Here is an 18,975-nt window from a genome sequence, read left to right as displayed (position 1 = left end):
GTCACGCCACGACGGTGCGGGTCACGCCGCGACGGGCGTGCAGCGGTCGGGGACGGCGTCGTGCAGCGCGCGCAGCCCCCGGACGATCAGCGGGTGCTCGCGGCTGCCGCGCCGCACGCAGGTCAGCACCCGCCGCCTCGGGACGGAGTCGCCCGTCAGCGGGACCCGGACGACGGGCTGGTCGGACGGCCCGTCCGCCAGCCGCGGCACGAGGGACACGCCGAGCCCGTTGGCGACCAGCGCCCAGATCACCGACCAGGTGTTGGCCATGTGCGCGATGCGGGGCGTGAACCCGGCGGCGGCGCAGTACGCCAGGACCTGCTGGTGGTGGGCGCAGCCTTCCAGATGGACGCTGATCCACGCCTCGTTCGCGGCGTCCTCCAGCGAGACGCCGCTCCGGTGGGCGAGGCGGTGGCCGACCGGGACGATCAGGTCGAGGGCCTCCTCCAGCAGCGGCTCCCGGTCGAAGCGCGGGTCGCCGGGCGGCGGCGCGTCCGCGGTGGGCTCGATGACGGCGATGTCGGTCTCGTCGGCGGCGAGCAGGCCCATCGCGACGTCGGTGTCGCATTCGCGGATCTCGATGGTGAGGCCGGGGTCGGCGCGCCGCAGCGCACCCGCGGCCGGGGCGATCAGCCCGCCGACCGCCGTCGTGAACCCGCACATCCGCAGCGGCCCCGCGGCCCCGGCGCGGTGCGACTCCAGGTCGGCGAGGGTCTCCTCCCACCGGGCGAGCAGCCCGTCGGCGTGCCCGATCAGCAGGTGCGCGGCCGGGGTCAGCCTGACCTTGCGGCCCTGCGGCTCCAGCAGCGGCACCTTCAGCTCCCGCGCCAGCTCGCGCAGCTGGTGCGAGACGGCCGACGGGGTGAGGTGCATCGCCTCCGCCGCGGACGTGACCGTCCCGAACTGGTGGACGAGCCGGAGCATGTGCAGTCGCCGCAGATCAATCATGCAATCATTTTGCACTATCTAGTGCGGAAACCTGAAATGGACGGCAACGTTCGTCCCTTGCAGACTGGTGTCATGAACCAGCAGAGCACCCCCCTTTCCCGGCACCTCACCAGCGACGGCATCGTGGTCTGGACCCGCTGCGCCTGCGGCCGGCTCCGGATGGACCTCGTCCCGACCGGCGGCGGGCGCGGCCTCGTCGCCGGCCCCTGCCCGCACTGCGCACGCGTCGGCGAACCCCGGGAGTGACCTCGCCGTGGAACGAGTGCCGGCGTCAGCCGGAGCGGAGCGCCGCCGCCTCGGCGGCGAGCTTGCGGACGCGGTCCCAGTCGCCGTCGCGGACGGCGTCCGCGGGCGTGATCCAGGATCCGCCGACGCAGCCGACGTTCGCCAGCGCGAGGTACTCGGCGGCGTTCCCCGGCCCGACCCCGCCGGTCGGGCAGAACCGGAGCTGCGGCAGCGGCCCGAACAGCGACTTCAGGTAGGCGATGCCGCCCGCGGCCCCGGCGGGGAAGAACTTCATCGCCGTGATCCCGTCCTCCAGCAGCGTGAGCGCCTCGGACGCGGTCGCCACGCCCGGCAGGAACGGCAGCCCGGTCGCGACCATCGCCGCCTGGAGCCGGGACGTGCAGCCGGGGCTGACCAGGAACCGGGCCCCGGCCGCGGCGGACCGCTCGGCGTCCTCCGGGCGGACGACCGTCCCCGCGCCGACGACGGCGTCCGGGACCTCGGCGGCGATCCGCGTGATCGCCGCCAGCGCGGCCGGGGTGCGGAGCGTCACCTCGATCGCCGGGAGGCCGCCGTCGACCAGCGCGCGGGCCAGCGGGACGGCCGCGTCGGCGTCGTCCAGCACCACGACGGGGATGACGGGCGCGAGGTCGAACAGGTCTTCGGCGATCATGCGTGCTCCAATTCCGGGAGGCTCTGGGCGAGCCGCATCACGGCCCCGGCCAGCGCCGGGCCGGGGTGGACGATCAGCGCGGTGGGAACGCCGCGCAGGTAGTCCTCGACGGGAGGCTTCCCCTCGAAGCGGGCGCGGAACGCGCTGTCGTGCAGCACGTCCGCGATGCGCGGCAGGATCCCTCCGCCAAGGTAGACGCCGCCGCGGGCGCCGAGCGTCAGCGCGACGTTCCCGGCGAGCGACCCGAGCAGCGCGCAGAACAGCTGGAGCGTCTCGCGGCAGAGCGGGTCGCCGCGGCGTTCGGTGATCTCCTCGGCGGTGAGCGTCCCGGCGGGCTCGCCGTCGAGCGCGGCCAGATACCGGTGGACGCGGACCAGGCCGTCCCCGGACAGCAGGTGCTCCGCGGTGGCCGCGCCGCGCTCGGCGCGCAGCAGCCGCACGACCTCGACCTCGCGGTCGGTCGCGGCGGGGACGTCGACCTGGCCGCCCTCGCCGGGCAGCGGCACCCATCCGGACCGCGTCGGGACGAGCCCGGCGACGCCGAGCCCCGTGCCCGGCCCGACGACGGCGACCGGCGCGCCCGCGTCCGCGTCCGGGAGGGCCCGGCCGCCGACCGGGACCAGGTCGTCCTCGCCGAGGCGCGGCAGGGCGAGGGCGAGGGCCTCGAAGTCGTTGATGACGTCGAGGTGCGGCACGCCGAGATGGGCGCGCACCTCCTCGGGCGTGCCCTTCGGCCAGCCCGCGTTCGTCAGGTGGTACGTCCCGCCCGCGACCGGCCCGGCCACGGCCAGGCACGCGGCGGACGGCCGGACGTCCGGCGCGTGCCGGGCGAGGTAGGCGGCCGCGGCCTCGGCGAGACCGGCGTGGTCGCGGGTGCGGAGCGACTTCACGCGGTACGGGATCCCGTCGGGGTCGTCTACCAGCGCGAAGCGGGCGTTCGTGCCGCCGACGTCCGCGACCAGCCACGGGCCGGGACCCGGGCCAAGGCCGCCGCTCACGCGAAGACTCCCGCACCCCGCTCGGCCGGGCCGACCGCATGGCGGAACACGCGGAACAGCTCGCGGCCCGTCCCCCAGGTCTCGTCCGGCGGTGGCGCGGCGGCGGGCTCGCGGGCCGCGAACTCGTCGTCCGGGACGAGGAGTTCCAGCACCCCGCCGTCCGCGTCGAGCCGGACGACGTCGCCGTCGCGCACGCGCGCGAGCGGCCCGCCCGCCGCCGCCTCTGGCGACACGTGGATCGCTGCGGGCACCGCGCCAGAGGCGCCCGACATGCGGCCGTCCGTGACGAGCGCGACGCGGTGCCCCCTGTCCTGGAGTACGGACAGCGGCGGGGTGAGGCGGTGCAGCTCCGGCATGCCGTTGGCGCGCGGCCCCTGGTTGCGGACGACCGCGACCACGTCCCGGTCGAGCTCCCCGGCGGCGAAGGCGTCCTGGAAGCGCTCCTGCGAGTCGAACACGCGGGCCGGGGCCTCGATCGTCCGGTGCTCGGGCCGCACCGCGGACACCTTGATCACCGCCCGGCCCAGGTTGCCGTTCACGGTGTGCAGGCCGCCGTGCGCGTCGAACGGCTCGGCGACGGGGCGCAGCACGTCCGTGTCGCCCGACCCGGCGACGGCGTCCCGCCACTCGACCCTGCCGTCCGCGACCTCCGGGATCTTCCGGTACGCGGCGAGGGTGGGGCCGCCGACCGTCCGCGCGTCCTCGTGGAGGAGCCCCGCGTCGATCAGCTCGCCGATGAGGAACGCGGTGCCGCCGGCGGCGTGGAAGTGGTTCACGTCGGCGGTCCCGTTCGGGTAGAGGCGGGTGAGCAGCGGCGTGACCTTGGACAGCTCGTCGAAGTCGTCCCAGGTCAGCTCGATCCCGGCCGCCGCGGCCATCGCGACCAGGTGGAGCGTGTGGTTGGTGGAGCCGCCCGTGGCCAGCAGCGCCACGACCCCGTTGACGAAGGCGCGCTCGTCGAGGAGTTCGCCGATCGGCAGGTAGCCGTCGCCGGTCAGGTCGGTGAGCCGCAGGACGCGCCGTCCCGCCGCCTCGGTCAGGGCGTCGCGCAGCTTCGTGCCCGGCGGGACGAAGCTCGCGCCCGGCAGGTGCAGGCCCATGACCTCCATCAGGAGCTGGTTGGTGTTGGCCGTCCCGTAGAAGGTGCAGGTGCCGGGCGAGTGGTAGGACGCGGCCTCCGCGGCAAGGAGCCGCTCGCGCCCGATCTCCCCGGCGGCGAACCGCTTGCGGACCTTCGCCTTCTCGCCGTTCGGCAGCCCCGACGCCATCGGCCCGGCGGGCACCAGGAGCACCGGCAGGTGCCCGAACGACAGCGCCCCGATCACCAGCCCCGGGACGATCTTGTCGCAGACGCCGAGCAGCAGCGCGCCGTCGAACATGTCGTGCGACAGCGCCACCGCCGTCGCCATCGCCACCACGTCCCGGCTGAACAGCGACAGCTCCATCCCGGCGCGGCCCTGCGTGATGCCGTCGCACATCGCGGGCACGCCGCCGGCGAACTGGGCCGTGCCGCCCGCCGCGCGGATCGCGGCCTTCAGCAGGTCGGGGTAGTCCTTCAGCGGCTGGTGCGCGGACAGCATGTCGTTGTACGCCGACACGATCGCGATGTTGGGCGTGGCGTCGCCCCTGAGCCACAGCTTGTCCTGGACGCCGCAGGCGGCGAAGCCGTGGGCGAGGTTCGCGCATCCCATCCCGCCGCGCACGGGCCCGTCCGTCCGGGCGTCCTGGATCCGGCTCAGGTAGGCGCCGCGCGTTCCGGCGCTCCGCTCGACGACGCGCCGGGTGACTTCCGCCAGCACGGGATGCACAGCCATAGAACGCTCCAGACCAGGGGGATCTCCAGATCGTCAAGCTACCGAGACATACGTAAGTCACACAACCCGACTTATGAACTTCTCATTACCAAAGTCTGGATCTTGTACTAACTGGACTACCTAACGAGCGCGTGCTTGACTGACCGGATGCCGCGCGCCGTGAACCGTCCGTCCACCAGCGGGGACGTGCTCCGCCTGATCCGGGAGGACGGCGTCGCCACCCGCGCCGAGCTGGGCCGCGTCACCGGGCTGTCCCGTCCCGCCGTCGCGGCCCGCGTCGCCGCGCTGATCCACCGCGGGCTCGTCGTCGAGCGCGCGGACGGGCCGTCCACCGGCGGGCGCCCGCCGGTCCGGCTGGAGTTCAACGCCGCCGGGGGCGCCGTCCTCGTCGCGAACCTCGGCCAGTCCCGCGGCCAGCTCGCCGTCTGCGACCTCGCCGGGACGGTCCTCGCCCGCGCCGACGGCCCGCCCGCCGAGGTCTCCCCCGGCAAGACGCTCCCCCGCCTTCTCGACCAGTGGACGTCGCTGCTCGCCGGCTCCGGCCTGGACGCGGCCACGGTCCGCGGCGTCGGGCTCGGCGTCCCCGACGCCGTCGAGCACGCCGCGGGACGCTGGGACGCCGTCGAGGTCGGCCCCCCGATCTCCGGCCGGTTCGGCGTCCCCGCCTACCTCGACAACGAGGTCAACGCCGCCGCGCTCGGCGAGCACCAGGCCCACCCCGGCGTCGACGACCTGCTGTTCGTGAAGGTCTCCACCGGCATCGGCGCCGGTGTGATCGCCGGCGGCCGCATCCAGCGGGGCGCGCTCGGCGCCGCGGGCGAGATCGGCCACGTCCCGGTGCCGTCCCCGGCCGAGGCGCCGTGCCGGTGCGGCAACGTCAACTGCGTCGAGGCCGTCGCCGGCGGCGCCGCGCTCCTCGCCCGCTCGCGGGCGGGTGACCTTCCCGGCCTCGTCGCCCTCGCCCGCTCCGGCGACCCCGCCACGGTCGCGCTGCTCCGCGACGCAGGACGCCGCATCGGCGAGGTCGTCGCCACGGCCGTCAACCTGCTGAACCCGGCCGTCGTCGTCCTCGGCGGCGACCTCGCCGGCGCGGACGAGCCCCTCATCGCGGGCCTGCGCGAGGTCGTCTACCAGCGCTCCACCGCGCTCGCCACCCGCAGCCTCCGGATCGAGCCCAGCCGGCTGGGCGAGCGGGCCGGCCTCACCGGCTGCGCCGCCATGGTCCTGGACCGCATCCTCGCGCCCGAGGCCGTCGACGCGTCCTGAGGACGGCCGCGCGCAGCCCTGCCCGGCAAGGGCACCTGCCCGACAAGGGCGCGAACGCCTGCGCCACAACGGATTCGGGCCTCCCCGGCGGCCCGTGGCGGCGGGGCGCCGTGTAGCAGAAGCGGGCACCGAATCGCCAGAGGCGGAGATGGCGGTCATAGGCCATGACTTGAACAAAAACTGATTCGTCACAATCTTGGCAAGATTGCCGCCGATCCGGTGGTGCCAGCAACACGACAAATACCCCCAATACTGGCAAATGCCGGTCCAGACAATCACTCTCTGCACACGGGCCACAGGGACTTGACTCCGGAAGTGAGACTTTTATACCTCCGCCGGACAGGTGGCCGAAAAAACATGGGCTGGCGTTCGAAGTGGATTGGTGGCTACCGTGTCCCTCGTTCGTCGGGAGAGCATTTTTTGATCAGCCACCCACCATTGATCGAAATGCCACATCGACGCCCTCGGGAACGGGCGTCGGCAGGCGGAACCGGAAGCGAGCGAAACACATGGCGGATTTCAGTATCAGCGTCTTCGGCGGAGCCGTGGCCGCGGAGTCCGGGGACACCCGCCTCACCGACGTGCTCGACCGCGCGCTCGCCTCCGCGGACGACAGGAACCGCTGGACGACCGACCGAGGCGCCGTCTGGTGCCACGTCAAACGGGACGCCGGCGGCCTCCCCCCGCAGGGCTGGAAGCTGCACGTCTCCGCCACCCCGGCGTCCGCGGAAGAGGTGCTCGCCCGCTCCCTCGCGGTGCTGCTGGCGGCGGGGTCCCCGTTCAAGTTCGCCGCCACCCACGATCGCCTCGCGGCGCTGAACGCGCGCAACACGTCCCGCGGCCACTCGGGAAAGTTCATCACGATCTATCCCACCGGAGACGACGAGGCGGTCCGGCTCGCGGCGGAACTGGACAAGGCCACGACCGGCCTGCCGGGCCCACGCATTCTTTCCGATCGCCCTTACGCGCCGGGCAGCCTCGTCCATTATCGTTATGGCGCCTTCGTCGAGGAGCGGCGGATCACCAATGACGGTTTCTACGCGTGGATGATCCTCGATCCGGACGGCAATCCGGTCGAGGACAAGCGCGTCGGACGCTATACCCCACCCCCGTGGGTGACATGCCCATTTCCCGATCACGGAACGGCCGGAGGCGCCGCCGGGAGACGCGACGCGAACGGCGGCGGCGGGCCCCGGAATGAGGTTCTGATCGGCACGCGCTTCACGGTGCGGGAGGCGATCCGCCACACCAACAAGGGCGGCGTGTACCGCGCCCTGGACACCCGGACGAACCGCCCCGTGGTGATCAAGGAGGCGCGGCCGCACGTGGCCGCCGACGAGACCGGAAGGGACGCCCGCGACCGCCTCCGCGCCGAGGCCCGCGCGCTGGCGACGATCGAGAGCCTCGGCGTGGCGCCGCGGCCGGTCAGGCTGTTCACCCAGGGCGGGCACCTGTTCCTCGCGGAGGAGATGATCCCGGGCACCCCGCTGCGGAACTGGACGGCCGACCTCATCGGCGAGCTCGGCTGGGGCCCGCACCTGCCCGCGGCGCTGGAGATGGCCGGGCGGCTCACCGACCTGATGATCAAAACGCACGACGTCGGCGTCGTGCTGCGCGACTTCAACCCGAACAACATCATGGTCCGCCCGGACGGCGAGCCCGTCCTGATCGATCTGGAGCTGGCGGCCGTCCCCGGCTCCGACGACGAGCCGCCGCTGCGGATCGGCACCCCCGGGTACGCCGCGCCCGAGCAGATGGACGGGGCGGCGCCCGATCCGTCCGCCGACCGCTACGCCCTCGGCGCGACGCTCTGCCACGTGATCAGCGGCGGGCCGCCGTACCTGCTGGACGAGCGTCCCGCGTCCCGGCCCCACACCGAGCGGCTGGCGGAATGGCTCACCGCCCGCATCCGCGACCTGGACCCGCCCGCCGCCCTCCCCGCCCTGCTGCTGGGGCTGATGGCCGACGACCCCGCCGACCGGTGGGCTCCGGAACCGGCGCGCGCGGCGCTGTCCCGGCTGGCGTCCGGCGGGCCGGGCGCTCCGGACGACGCGTCCAGCACCGCGGGCACAGCCGCGGGCACAGCCTCCGCGGGCGCCGTCGCCGGGCGTCCCGCGAGCGGGCGGGAGGAGCCGCAGGAGCTGAGCCGCCTGGCGGTCACCGGCATCGTCGGCCACCTGCTCGCCACCATGGGCACCGAAGACGCGGAGACCCTGTGGCCCGCCTCCTGCGTGCACGGCGCGCCGGACCCGTGCTGCCTCCAGCAGGGCGCGGCGGGCGTCCTCGGCGCGCTCGTCAGGTGCTACGAGCTGACCGCCGATCCGCGCCTCCCGGAGGCGATCGGCCGGGCCGGCCGGTGGATCTCGGCCCGGCTGGACGGCGACACGCAACGGCCGGCCGGGCTGTACTACGGCACCGCCGGAGCGGTGTGGGCGATCCTCGACGCCGGCCTGGCCCTGGACGACGACGGCCTCGTCGCCGCCGCGCTGGCCGCGGCCGACCGGCTGCCGGCCGCGCTCCCCGGCCCCGACGTCACCCACGGAACGGCGGGCCTGGGCCTGACCGCGCTGCACCTGTGGGCGCGCACGGGGCTGAGCCGGTACGCCGAGCGCGCCGCCGAGGCCGCCGACGCGCTGGCCGGCACCGTGGAGGAGCGGTCCGGCGGGCTCATCTGGAGCACCCCCGCCCACCACGAGTCCAAGCTCGCCGGGAAGCGGTACTACGGGTTCGCGCACGGCGTCGCCGGGATCGGCCACTTCCTCGCCGCCTGCGCGCGGGCGACGGGCCGCGACGAGTACCGGGCGCTGGCCGTCGCCGTCGGCGACGACCTCCTGCGCGAGGCGACCGTGACGGGCCGGGCCGCGAGTTGGGGAGCCGGTCCGGGCGACGAGCCCACGGCGCCCTACTGGTGCCACGGAGCGGCGGGGATCGGGGGGTTCCTGTTACGGCTGGGCGCCGTCACGGGCGACGAGCGCTTCGTCCGGGCCGCGGAACGGGCCGCGCGGTCCGTGCTGGAGAACCGGTGGCGCGCGCCGCTCGGGCAGTGCCACGGGCTGGCCGGCAACGGCGACTTCCTGCTCGACATGGCGGCGGCGACCGGCGACGACCGGTACCGCGACGCCGCCTGGCGGCTCACCGAGCTCATCCTGTCCGCGCGGGCGCACCGGGACGGGGCCGTCGTGTTCCCCGACGAGTTCGGGCAGGTCTCGGTGACCTGGGGCGACGGCATGAGCGGAATCCTCGGCTTTCTCCTCCGAGTGCGGCACGGCGCGTCCCGCCAGTGGACGGCCGATCCGCCGGACGCGCACGCCTCCGGTCCGGCCGCCGCACCGATCGGCTCGGGGCGGACGTCATGACCGACGTCATGGCGCAGCGGCCCGCACTGCCCGCGCTGCCGCCCGTCCCGAGCCGCTTCGGCTTCGCGTTCTCCGGCGACGGCCGCTGGGCGTCCTGCCTGAGCACCGTCGAGGACGAGGTCACCGTGGAGCGGTGGGACCTGGCGTGTCCCGAGCCGGTTCGGGACGTCCTCGACCCCGGCGGCGCGGGAACGGCCCTCGACCGGCGCTGGAGCGCGCTGCCGCTGGACGACGGACGCGTCCTGCTGGTGCGGGCCGCGACGGGCGACCGCGGGGAGCCGGCCGGGCACGGCACGGTGCTCGCCGCGGAGCCGGCCGCGGCGGGGCTGCGGGTCGTCCGGTCCTGGCAGGTCCCGTCGATGCTCGCCGGGTTCCTCCTGGCCGGCCCGGGGCCCGAGCAGACCGTCCTGCTCGTGGTCGTCGAGAACGAACGGCACTCGCGGATCTGGCGGCTCGTCGACTCGCCTCCGCACCTGGAACCGGTGCTGCGCGTGCCGGGCGTGCTGGCGGGCGGCGTCTGGATGGACGGCGGCCGCACCCTGGCGCTCGACCACACCCGCGCCGGGCGCCGCACCGACGGCATCCTGGTCGACCTCGGCGAGCGGTCCTGGCGGCGCGTCTGGTCGGTGTCCGAAACCACGACCGACCGGATCGTCGCCTACAGCCCGCGGACGGGCGCCCTGGCCGTGACGACCACGGCGCCGGGCGCCCAGCAGCGGGGCACCGAGCAGATCGGGCTGCGGCTCCCGGACGACCCCGTCGTGCGGTTCCCCAACGCCCTCAACCAGTCCGCCCACCCGCGGACGCCGCTGGCCTTCGACGCGGAGGGCGGGCGGCTCCTCGTCCGGGAGATCCACGGCGCGGCCGCGCGCCTCGCCGTCTACGACCCGGCGCGGGACCGCCTCACGCCCGTGCCCGCGCCGCGCGGGATGCTGTGGCCGCCCGTCCGCTGGGCGGACGACGGCCGCATCCACATGCGGTTCGCGGCGCCGAACCGTCCGCCGACCCTCGCGACGGTGTCGGCGCCCGCGGGCCCGGACGCGTCACCGCTGCCGTACACCGGCGGAGGCCCGGGCGACGGCGCGGCCTGGGCGGACGCCGACCTGATCGAGCTGCCGGGCCCGGCGGGCCCCATCGAGACGATCGTCTACGGCGGCCCTGGCTGGCGCACGTGCCGGCGCCTGGTGCTGGCGCTGCACGGCGGCCCGCTCGCGGCGTGGCACTTCGAGTTCGAGCCGCTCTTCCAGGTCCTCGCGGCCGCCGGCATCGCCGTGGCCGCGCCGAACTACCGCGGCAGCACCGGCTACGGCGACCGGCACCTGCGCCCGGTCATCGGCGACTGGGGCGGCCCCGACCTCGACGACGTGATCCACCTGACCCGCGCGATCGCGCGCGACCGCGCGGCGCTGCCGCGGCCCGTCGTGCTCGGCGGCAGCTACGGCGCCTACCTGGCCCTCCTCGCGGCCTGCCGCGAGCCGGAGCTGTGGTCGGGATGCGTCGCGCTGGCACCCTTCACATCGGCGGCGGCGCTCCACGACGCCGTCGCGCAGCCCGTCGGCGACCGCGTGTCCCGGCTGAGCCGGCACGACGCGGACGGCGGGGAGGCGAGCGGCCGCGACGTCCTGCGCGACTGCGCGGCGCTCACCGCGCCGCTGCTGCTCGTGCACGGCGCCCGGGACGAGGTCGTCCCGGCCGGACAGTCCAGGGCGCTGCGGCGGCGCCTCATCGAGCTCGGCAGGACGGAGGGAGTCGACTTCGACTACCTGGAGGTCGACGACGGCCATCACGGCGTCGTCCAGGCGTGGCCTCCCGTCCTCCGCGAAACGGTGGCCCGCTTCTGCCTCACGGCGGAGCGGACCTTCGCCCACGACCAGAAAAGGAGGTGAAATTCCATGGACACGTTCGACGGTGACATCGTGGCCGCTCTGCAGGAGCTGCCCGAGACGGACCCGGTCGAGATCGAGGGGATCCAGCTCGGCGGGACCTGCTCGTGCGTCGGCCTGCTCACGCTGCTGAACACGATCTGCGTCGGCATCTCGTGCGCGTGATGCCCATGCAACCCATGTAGTACCCGGGACCCCTGAACGTCCCACCCAGTAGAACCCCGGTCACGGACCGGCGAGAGCCGGTCCGTGACCGGACCCATAGGTCCGTGACCGGACCCGTACACGAGTGTAGAAGACGCCGGACGACGGCGGAGGGAGCCGACGAGGGTGGACACCGCCGTGCTGCGCGCGGGAGGCCGCCGGCGGCTCCTGGAGGCCATGGGCCGGTTCCGGCTGAAGACGGGCCTGCTGTCGGCGCTCACCGCGGTCCGCGTCGGAGCGATGCTGCTCACCCCCGTCATGCTCGCCGCGGCGATCGACGCCGTCCGCGTCCAGGACGGCGTCGCCGCCGCCGCGGCCCGGCTGGCGGGCGTCCTCGCCGTGGCCGCGCTGGCCGACACGCTGGAGGACGTGCTCGGCGCCTACTGCGGCGGCGACATCGCCGCCTGGCTGCGGCACCGGCTGCTCGGCCGGGTGCTCCTGCTCGGGCCGCAGGGGCAGCGGCGGTTCCCGACCGGGGACGTCCTCGCCCGGCTCACCGAGAGCTCCTCGGCCCCGGCGGCCTTTCCCGTCCTGCTGCTGTCCGCGGCGGCCGCGCTGGTCACGGCCGTGGGCGCGGTGACGGCGCTGGCCCTGATCGACTGGTGGCTCGCCGTCGCGTTCGCGGCGGGGGTGCCGCCGTTCGTCGTGGCGCTGCGCGTGTTCGTCGTCCAGGCGACGGAGCCGTTCGCGCGGTACCAGCGGTGCCAGGCGGCGATCGTGACCAGGCTGCTCGACGCCCGCCAGGGCATCCGGACGATCCGGGCGAGCGGCACCGCGGACGCCGAGGTGCGGCGCATCCTCCGGCCGCTGCCCGAGCTGCGCCGGGCCGGTCATGAGACGTGGGCGGTGCAGGGACGGGTCAGCCGGCGGCTGGCGCTGCTGGCGCCGGCCGTGCAGGTCCTCGTCGTCGGCGTCGCCGGGCTGCGCCTGTCCACGGGCGACATCACGACCGGGCAGCTCGTGGCGAGCGCGTCCTACGTCGCGATGGCCGTCGCCTCGGCCTCGTTGTTCGACACCGTCGTCGCGCTCCTCAACTGCCAGGTCGGCGCCGGGCGCGTCGACGAGATCCTCACCGCCGACCCGGCGGTCCGCCCGCCCGCGCGGCCGGTGCCGCTCCCGGACGGACCCGGACGGCTCCGCCTGCGGCGGGTCACCGTCCGGGCCGGAGACCGCACCGTCCTGGACGGCCTCGACCTGGAGGTGCCGCCCGGCGCGGCGGTCGCGGTCGCGGGCGCGTCGGGGGCGGGCAAGAGCGTGCTGGTGTCGACCATCGGGCGGCTCATCGACCCCGACGAGGGCGTCGTCGAGATCGACGGCGTCCCCGTCTCCGCGGTGCCGCTGCCCGACCTGCGGCGTGCCGTCGCGTACGCGTTCGAGCGTCCCGCGCTGCTCGGCGCCACCGTGCACGACACGATCGCCTACGCCCGGCCCGACGCGACCCGCGCCGACGTGCAGCGCGCCGCCAGGACCGCCGCCGCCGACGGCTTCATCCGCGCCCTCCCGGACGGCTACGACACGCCGCTCGGCGACGCCCCGATGTCCGGCGGCGAGCTGCAGCGGCTCGGGCTGGCCCGCGCCGCGCTCACCCGCGCGCGGATCGTCGTCCTCGACGACGCGACCAGCAGCCTCGACACCGCCACGGAGGCGAAGGTGACGCGGGCGCTGGAGGAGATCCTCGACGGCCGCACCAGCCTGGTGGTGGCGCGCCGCCCCGCCACGGCCGCGCGCGCCGACCTCGTCGCCTGGCTCGACGCCGGACGGCTCCGCGCCCTCGCACCGCACGCGGAGCTGTGGCCCGACGCCGACTACCGGGCCGTGTTCGCCGCGGAACCGGCCGCGGAACCGGCCGCGGGGCCGTCCGCGGGAGCAGCGACGGGACCGGCGGCCCCATGACGCTCCCGCCCGCGGCCCGGCTCCTGCACCGCCACGTCCGCGGGCAGTGGCCCGCGATGCGCCGCCTCGCCGCCTGGTCGGCCCTCGAATCGCTTCCCGCGCTCGCGTCGGGGCTGCTCCTGGCGCGCGCCATCGACCACGGCTTCCTCGCCGGACGGCCCCTCACCGGCCTGGCCTGGCTGGCCGCGCTCGCCGTCCTGTACGTCGCGGGGGCGGTGGGCACGGGCCGGATCTACCCCTGGCTCGCCGCGACCGTCGAGCCGATGCGCGACTCGCTCGTCCGCGAGGTCGTCACCGCCGCGCTGCACCGGATGTCCGACCGGCCGTCCGACTCGGCGGGCGCGGGCGCGTCCCAGGTCACCGAGCAGGCCGAGGCCGTCAGGGCGCTGCTGGGGACGGCGCTGCGCAACATCCGGCAGCTGCTGTCCGCCGGGGTCGCCGCGCTGGTGGGCCTGGCCCTGCTCTCCCCGCCGCTCGCGCTGGTCGTCTGCCTGTCGGTGGCGCTCGCCCTCGCGGTGTTCGCCGCGTTCCTGCGGACGCAGGTCCGCCGGTACCGGGCCGTGGTCCGGGAGGCGGAGCGCATCGGCGAGACCGCGGCGGTGATCGTCCACGGGGTCCGGGACGTCGCCGCCGCCGCGGCCGAGGACCGCGCCGCCCGCACGGTCGGGGACGTCATCGACGCCCAGGCGGAGGCAATGCGCGCCTACGCCCGGACCCGCCTGATCCGGCTGCCCGTGCTCGCGCTCGGAGTGCACCTCCCGCTGCTCGCCCTCCTCGTCCTGTCGCCCTACCTGACCGAGCACCACGGACTCACCGCCGGGACGGTCGCGGGAGGGGCGGTCTACCTCGTCACCGGGCTCCAGCCGGGCATCACCGTCCTCATCGACACCGGCGGGACGCTGCTGCTCAGCCTCGCGGTCATGCTCGGCCGCCTCGCCGAGATCTGCGCCGTCCCGGCCGCACCCCCCGCGATCGCCCCGGCGCCGGACACGCCGCACTGGGGCGCACCGTCGAGCGAGTCCTTCGACATCGAGGCCGACCACCTCACGTTCGCCTACTCCCCGAACGCCGAACCGGTCCTGGAGGACGTGAGCCTCTACATCCCGGAAGGCACCCACCTGGCCGTCGTCGGCCCGAGCGGGACGGGGAAGTCCACGCTCGCCAACCTGCTCACCGGCCTGCTCAGCCCGCAGAAGGGGACCGTCGCGCTCGGCCCGGTCCCGGTGACCGATCTCGAACCGGCGCGGCTCCACTCGGCCGTCACCCTCATCCCGCAGGAGAGCTACGTCTTCGCCGGGACGCTGCGCGACAACCTCTCCTACCTGTGCCCGCACGCCACCGCCGCGCAGCTCCGGCGGGCCGTCGACGCCGTCGGCATGGCGGGCACCGTCGAACGCCTCGGCGGCTACGACGCCGAGATCCCGCCCGGCGGCGGCTCCCTCTCGCAGGGCGAGCGCCAGCTCGTCACGCTGGCGCGCGCCTACCTGTCCCCCGCCCCGATCACCATCCTGGACGAGGCCACCAGCCATCTCGACCCGGCCGCCGAGGCGCGCGCCGAGCGGGCCCTCGCCGCCCGCGACGGCACCCTCGTCGTCATCGCGCACCGGATCAGCTCCGCCGAGCGCGCCGACCTCGTCCTCCTGCTGGACGGCCCCCGGCCCCTTCTCGGCACCCACGAGACCCTGGTGAAACGCAGCCCCCTCTACGCCGAACTGGTCGGCCACTGGCACACCTGACCGGCCGGGCCGCCGCGCCGACCGCCGCGCCCCGGGCCCTTCAGCGGCTGTCGCGCTTCGCCTGGCGGCGGGCGACCAGCGCCCAGGCGAGCGGCACGGTCCCGGCGGCCAGCGCGGCGATCGCGCCGGGGAGCAGGAAGCCGAAGCGCAGGCCGATGGAGGCGTGCGCGTCCACGCCGGAGCGGCCGTCCATCCGCATCACGACGACGGACCAGGCGCCGCCGGTCTTGTCCCACTTGACGGTGCGCGTCCCGGTCCCGGCGGAGCCGGCGACCCAGAACCGCTGCCGCGAGGGCGGCGCGGCGGCCGTGTCCGCGCCCGGCACGCGGTGGAACACCGGAGTGAACGGGCTGAGCTCGGCCGACACGAACTCGTCCCGCGACACCCCGCGCAGGTAGTCCTCGACCTGTGCCTTCGGCCCGATGCCCACGAACAGGGGGACGCGGGGATCGGCCGGGCGGACGACGATCTCGACCTCGGCGAGCTCCCCGACGTCGGGCATGGGGTTCCCGGCGCGCGCCGTCTCGGACCCCACCTCGATCTCGTCGGTCTTGAGCGCGACGGCCGAGGTGCCGAAGCGCCGCTCGGGGGTGGCGAACGAGCCGCCTGAGGACGCCTGCAGGGCCGCCCCGGCGGCGAGCCCGCACCCGGTGAGCAGCAGCGGGGCGGCGGTGACGGTGACGACGAGGGCACGCTTCATGACCGGTCCTTTTTAGTACGACTGTGTTATCAAGTCGAAGGTAACACAGCTGTGCTATAAAAGTCCCATGCCGAAGGTGGTGGATCCGGCCAGGCGCCGGCAGGAGGTGGTCGCGGCGGTGTGGCGGGTCGTCCGGCGGGACGGCCTGGACCGGGCCTCGGTCCGCAACGTCGCGCGGGAGGCGGGCCTGTCGACCGGCTCGCTGCGGCACTACTTCGCCACCCAGCCCGAGCTGCTGGCGTTCACGCTGCGCACGATCATCGAGCGGATCGAGCGGCGGATCGCCGCGGTCCCGGCCGCGGACGGCGACCCCCGCGGACGCGCCGCCCGCGTCCTGACCGAGCTGCTCCCCATGGACGCCGAACGCGCCGCCGAGAACCACGTCTGGCTCGCCTTCACCGCCCGCGCGCTCGTCGACCCCGGCCTGCGCGCCCTCTGCGAGGAGGCCCACACCACCATGCGCTCCGGCTGCCTCGCCCTGGCCCGGTCCCTCGCCCCGGACGCGGACGCCGAACTGGAGGCCGACCGGCTCCACGCCCTGGTCGACGGCCTGGCCGTCCACGCCGCCCTGCACCCCGGGACCACCACCCCGGAACGGATGCGCGCCGCCGTGTCGGCCCACCTCGACGACCTGTACCGCCGAGACGGCCGCCCGTCGGCCTGACGTCCCGCTCGGGCGCGCTAACCGCCCAGCGGGCCCAGGCGGGCGAGGGCGGCGGCCTCGCGGCTGTCGCGCTCCGCGTTGAACACGTGCACGACCACTCCCGTCTCGCCGGGAGCGGCCGGGACGTGCAGCGTCTCGTAGTCGAGGTCGAGCAGCCCGGCCACGGGGTGCCGCAGCCGCTTGCGTCCGGCCGCGCACATCACGACCTCGCCGGTGGCCCAGATCCGCCGGAACGCGGCGCTGCGCGCGGACAGGTCGGAGACGAGCGCGGCCAGCTCCGCGTCGCCGGGATAGCGGCCCGCGGAGACCCGCAGCTGGCCCACGGCCTCCGCCGCCCTGTCCTCCCACTCGGGATGGACGTCCCGGGAGGCGGGGTCGAGGAACAGGAACCTGGCGTTGTTGGGGTCGCGGCGCCCCGGCTCGGACAGGCCGCCGATCAGCTCGGCGCCCAATGCGTTCCAGGCGACGACGTCGAGGCGGTGATTCGTCACGAAGGCCGGGGATTGGACGAGGTCGTCCAGGATCCGCCGGAGCACGGGGCTGACCCGGGCCCGCGGCGCGGGGCGGCTCCTGGCGCCCGCCAGGGTCACCAGGTGCCGGCGCTCCGCCGCGTCGAGGCGGAGCGCCCTGGCCAGCGCGTCGAGGACCTCGCGGGACGGCTGCCTCGCCCGGCCCTGTTCGAGACGGACGTAGTAGTCCACGCTGATCCCGGCGAGCTGGGCCAGCTCCTCGCGGCGCAGTCCGCGCACGCGCCGGCGTCCGCCGCCGCGGATCCCGACGTGCTCCGGCGCGATGCGCTCCCGCCGGGCGCGCAGGAAGCCGCCGAGCGCGCGCCGCGTGTCGCCGACCCCGTCGACGCGGCCGGTGCGCTCGATCTGGTCCACGTCGTCCATGGACCCAAGTATGCGTGGCCCTCGCGGTACCAGGATCGTCCGTCCTCCGGTCGAGCGGGGCGCTGGCTGCCCGGCCGCGCCCGGGAGAGCGTGGCGGCATGCAGCGGAAGAAGATCCTCCTCGTCAGCTCCCACCCGGAACCCCGCTCGCTGAACGCCGCCCTGACCGCCTTCGCGGCCGGGCATCTGCGGGCGGCGGGCCACGAAGTCCGGGTGTCGGACCTGTACGCGATGAAATGGAAGGCGGCGGTGGACGCCGACGACATCCCCGACCACGTCGCGGACCGGCGGCTGGACGTCCTGGCCGCGCACGAGCGGGCCACCCTGGCGGGACGGCTCACACCCGACGTCCTGGCCGAGCAGGAGAAGCTGCGCTGGTCGGACGCGCTGATCCTGCAGTTCCCGCTGTGGTGGTTCTCCGTGCCGGCGATGCTCAAGGGCTGGTTCGACCGGGTGCTCACCAACGGTTTCGCGCACGGCCCGGCCGTCCCGCCGCCCTACAGCGAGGGCGCCCTCGGCGGACGGCGCGCCCTGGTGTCGGTGACGATCGGCGCCCGCGAGGCGGCGTTCTCCGACCGGGGCGCGCACGGGCGGCTGGCGGACGTCCTCCACCCGGTGCAGCACGGCGTTCTCTGGTTCACGGGGATGGCGCCGCTCGCCCCGTTCGCGGTGTACGACGCCGTCGGCGTGCCGGACGAGCGCTTCGCGGCCGCCGTACGCGAGTACGGACGGCGGCTCGACGGGCTCTTCACCGACGACCCGGTGCCGTTCCGTCTGCTCACCGGCGGCGACTACGACCGCGACCTGCGCCTGCGGCCCGGCGTGGAGGCGGCGGGCGCGAGCGGGCTCGACCTCCACGTCCGGCCCTCGCCCGACACCGCCCGATAACGATCGGCGCCGCGCGCCTTCTCCGCCGCGCTCCGCCGCTAGCGTGAAAAGGAAGGGTCAATGAGCGGTCAAGGGAGAGCGGCACGTGGGTTCGTCTTTTCCGATGGAGCCGTCCGGCTCCGGTCGTCCGGAAGCGCGGCGCGGCGGCGGCCTCGCCCGGCCCGAGGGCGCGCCGGTCCCGCTTCACCAGGCCGGGGAGATGCCGTTCGGCGGGAGGCCGCGCGAGGAGCTGTGGGAGTCGATCGGGCCGCGGGTCCGCGCCCGGCTGCACGAGCTCGCCGGCGACACGATCGAGTGGTTCGCCTGCGCGGACCCGTCCAGCCCCGAGGGGCGCCCCTACGGCGTGGTCGCCGGCGAGGGCGGTCTCGCCGTGGCCGAGCCCCGGATCAGCACCGATCACCGTCCGGTCTACGCGATCTCCGCTTTCCTGTTCGCGTCCGGGTCGCTGCGCCATGTCGCGATCGACCATCGTCCGCCGCCGCGCGGCCCGTCCGCCACGGCAGGGAACGCTGCGGGGAACGTCGCGGGGAACGCGGCGCCGGCTGTGGACATCGGGCTGTCCGCGCAGGCGAAGGGCGTCATCGGGAACCTTCCGCCGCGTGCGCAGGAGCTCTTGCAGGCGCCGTTCACCGCGCAGCGGCGGCCGACGCGCCATGACTGGTGGTACCAGGGATTCGAGCACCGCCTGAACGGCTTCCTCCTCTATCTCGCCGGGACGCGGGACGTGACGTTCGCGACCGGGACCAAGGACGTGCCCGTGGGCCACGACGCCGCGTCCGCCCACTGGTCGCTCACGTGCTACCGCGCGTCGGTGGGGCGGCGGATGGGCGGATAG

16 protein-coding genes are annotated in these 18,975 nt (G+C 75.2%); 10 read left to right on the top strand and 6 right to left on the bottom strand.

What is annotated here, in order from left to right; translation table 11 throughout:
• Nucleotides 1-21 precede the first annotated feature (21 nt).
• On the bottom strand, nucleotides 22-948 hold the full coding sequence (locus ACH34T_RS29610; protein WP_396024214.1) for a LysR family transcriptional regulator: 927 nt from the start codon (nucleotides 946-948) through the stop codon (nucleotides 22-24).
• 72 nt (nucleotides 949-1,020) lie between these two features.
• Here ACH34T_RS29610 and ACH34T_RS29605 point away from each other — a divergent pair, with 72 nt between their 5' ends.
• On the top strand, nucleotides 1,021-1,194 hold the full coding sequence (locus tag ACH34T_RS29605; RefSeq protein ID WP_396024213.1) for a hypothetical protein: 174 nt from the start codon (nucleotides 1,021-1,023) through the stop codon (nucleotides 1,192-1,194).
• A gap of 25 nt (nucleotides 1,195-1,219) precedes the next feature.
• Here the strand turns inward: ACH34T_RS29605 and eda are convergent, their stop codons facing one another.
• The 3 genes from eda to edd are packed head-to-tail and all read right to left on the bottom strand — an operon-like array spanning nucleotide 1,220 to nucleotide 4,658.
• On the bottom strand, nucleotides 1,220-1,846 hold the full coding sequence (eda, locus tag ACH34T_RS29600; protein ID WP_396024212.1) for a bifunctional 4-hydroxy-2-oxoglutarate aldolase/2-dehydro-3-deoxy-phosphogluconate aldolase: 627 nt from the start codon (nucleotides 1,844-1,846) through the stop codon (nucleotides 1,220-1,222).
• Nucleotides 1,843-2,844 carry a glucokinase gene (glk, locus tag ACH34T_RS29595; protein ID WP_396024211.1) on the bottom strand — a complete coding sequence of 334 codons (1,002 nt, stop codon included), beginning with the start codon at nucleotides 2,842-2,844 and terminating at the stop codon, nucleotides 1,843-1,845. The genes eda and glk overlap by 4 nt, the downstream gene beginning before the upstream one ends.
• The gene (edd, locus tag ACH34T_RS29590; RefSeq protein ID WP_396024210.1) at nucleotides 2,841-4,658 is read right to left on the bottom strand and encodes a phosphogluconate dehydratase; all 1,818 of its coding nucleotides are present in this window, start codon (nucleotides 4,656-4,658) and stop codon (nucleotides 2,841-2,843) included. Before edd ends, glk begins: the two co-directional genes overlap by 4 nt.
• A 147-nt stretch (nucleotides 4,659-4,805) precedes the next feature.
• On the opposite strand from edd, the gene ACH34T_RS29585 reads away from it, so the two are divergent.
• The 6 genes from ACH34T_RS29585 (at nucleotide 4,806) to ACH34T_RS29560 (ending at nucleotide 14,996) form a co-directional block, all read left to right on the top strand.
• Nucleotides 4,806-5,924 carry an ROK family protein gene (locus tag ACH34T_RS29585; protein WP_396024248.1) on the top strand — a complete coding sequence of 373 codons (1,119 nt, stop codon included), beginning with the start codon at nucleotides 4,806-4,808 and terminating at the stop codon, nucleotides 5,922-5,924.
• Nucleotides 5,925-6,433: 509 nt separating this feature from the next.
• Nucleotides 6,434-9,280: a class IV lanthionine synthetase LanL gene (gene lanL, locus ACH34T_RS29580; protein WP_396024209.1), complete on the top strand. Its 2,847-nt coding sequence runs from the start codon at nucleotides 6,434-6,436 to the stop codon at nucleotides 9,278-9,280.
• A complete protein-coding gene (locus ACH34T_RS29575; protein WP_396024208.1) occupies nucleotides 9,277-11,166 on the top strand; it encodes an alpha/beta hydrolase family protein in 1,890 nt (629 codons plus the stop codon). The genes lanL and ACH34T_RS29575 overlap by 4 nt, the downstream gene beginning before the upstream one ends.
• A gap of 6 nt (nucleotides 11,167-11,172) precedes the next feature.
• Nucleotides 11,173-11,328: a VenA family class IV lanthipeptide gene (locus tag ACH34T_RS29570; RefSeq protein WP_396024207.1), complete on the top strand. Its 156-nt coding sequence runs from the start codon at nucleotides 11,173-11,175 to the stop codon at nucleotides 11,326-11,328.
• Between the two features lie 165 nt (nucleotides 11,329-11,493).
• Nucleotides 11,494-13,260 (top strand): ABC transporter ATP-binding protein, encoded by a 1,767-nt coding sequence (locus tag ACH34T_RS29565; protein ID WP_396024206.1) that lies wholly within the window; start codon nucleotides 11,494-11,496, stop codon nucleotides 13,258-13,260.
• On the top strand, nucleotides 13,257-14,996 hold the full coding sequence (locus ACH34T_RS29560) for an ATP-binding cassette domain-containing protein (protein ID WP_396024205.1): 1,740 nt from the start codon (nucleotides 13,257-13,259) through the stop codon (nucleotides 14,994-14,996). Before ACH34T_RS29565 ends, ACH34T_RS29560 begins: the two co-directional genes overlap by 4 nt.
• Before the next feature lie 40 nt (nucleotides 14,997-15,036).
• Here ACH34T_RS29560 and ACH34T_RS29555 read toward each other — a convergent pair whose 3' ends face one another.
• On the bottom strand, nucleotides 15,037-15,696 hold the full coding sequence (locus ACH34T_RS29555; protein WP_396024204.1) for a hypothetical protein: 660 nt from the start codon (nucleotides 15,694-15,696) through the stop codon (nucleotides 15,037-15,039).
• 67 nt (nucleotides 15,697-15,763) lie between these two features.
• Between ACH34T_RS29555 and ACH34T_RS29550 the strand changes: the two genes are divergently transcribed.
• Nucleotides 15,764-16,360 (top strand): TetR/AcrR family transcriptional regulator, encoded by a 597-nt coding sequence (locus ACH34T_RS29550; protein ID WP_396024203.1) that lies wholly within the window; start codon nucleotides 15,764-15,766, stop codon nucleotides 16,358-16,360.
• Between the two features lie 17 nt (nucleotides 16,361-16,377).
• On the opposite strand, the gene ACH34T_RS29545 is transcribed toward ACH34T_RS29550, so the two are convergent.
• Nucleotides 16,378-17,253 carry a helix-turn-helix transcriptional regulator gene (locus tag ACH34T_RS29545; RefSeq protein ID WP_396024202.1) on the bottom strand — a complete coding sequence of 292 codons (876 nt, stop codon included), beginning with the start codon at nucleotides 17,251-17,253 and terminating at the stop codon, nucleotides 16,378-16,380.
• Nucleotides 17,254-17,351: 98 nt separating this feature from the next.
• Here ACH34T_RS29545 and ACH34T_RS29540 point away from each other — a divergent pair, with 98 nt between their 5' ends.
• Nucleotides 17,352-18,140 (top strand): NAD(P)H-dependent oxidoreductase, encoded by a 789-nt coding sequence (locus ACH34T_RS29540; RefSeq protein ID WP_396024201.1) that lies wholly within the window; start codon nucleotides 17,352-17,354, stop codon nucleotides 18,138-18,140.
• A gap of 85 nt (nucleotides 18,141-18,225) precedes the next feature.
• Nucleotides 18,226-18,975, top strand: coding sequence for a hypothetical protein (locus tag ACH34T_RS29535; protein ID WP_396024200.1), 750 nt, complete (start codon nucleotides 18,226-18,228; stop codon nucleotides 18,973-18,975).

The organism is Actinomadura sp. 9N215 (genome assembly GCF_044326345.1).
Classification (GTDB): Bacteria; Actinomycetota; Actinomycetes; order Streptosporangiales; family Streptosporangiaceae; genus Spirillospora.
The sequence above is the reverse complement of the archived record's forward strand: the minus strand, read 5'-3'. Positions and strand labels throughout refer to the sequence as shown.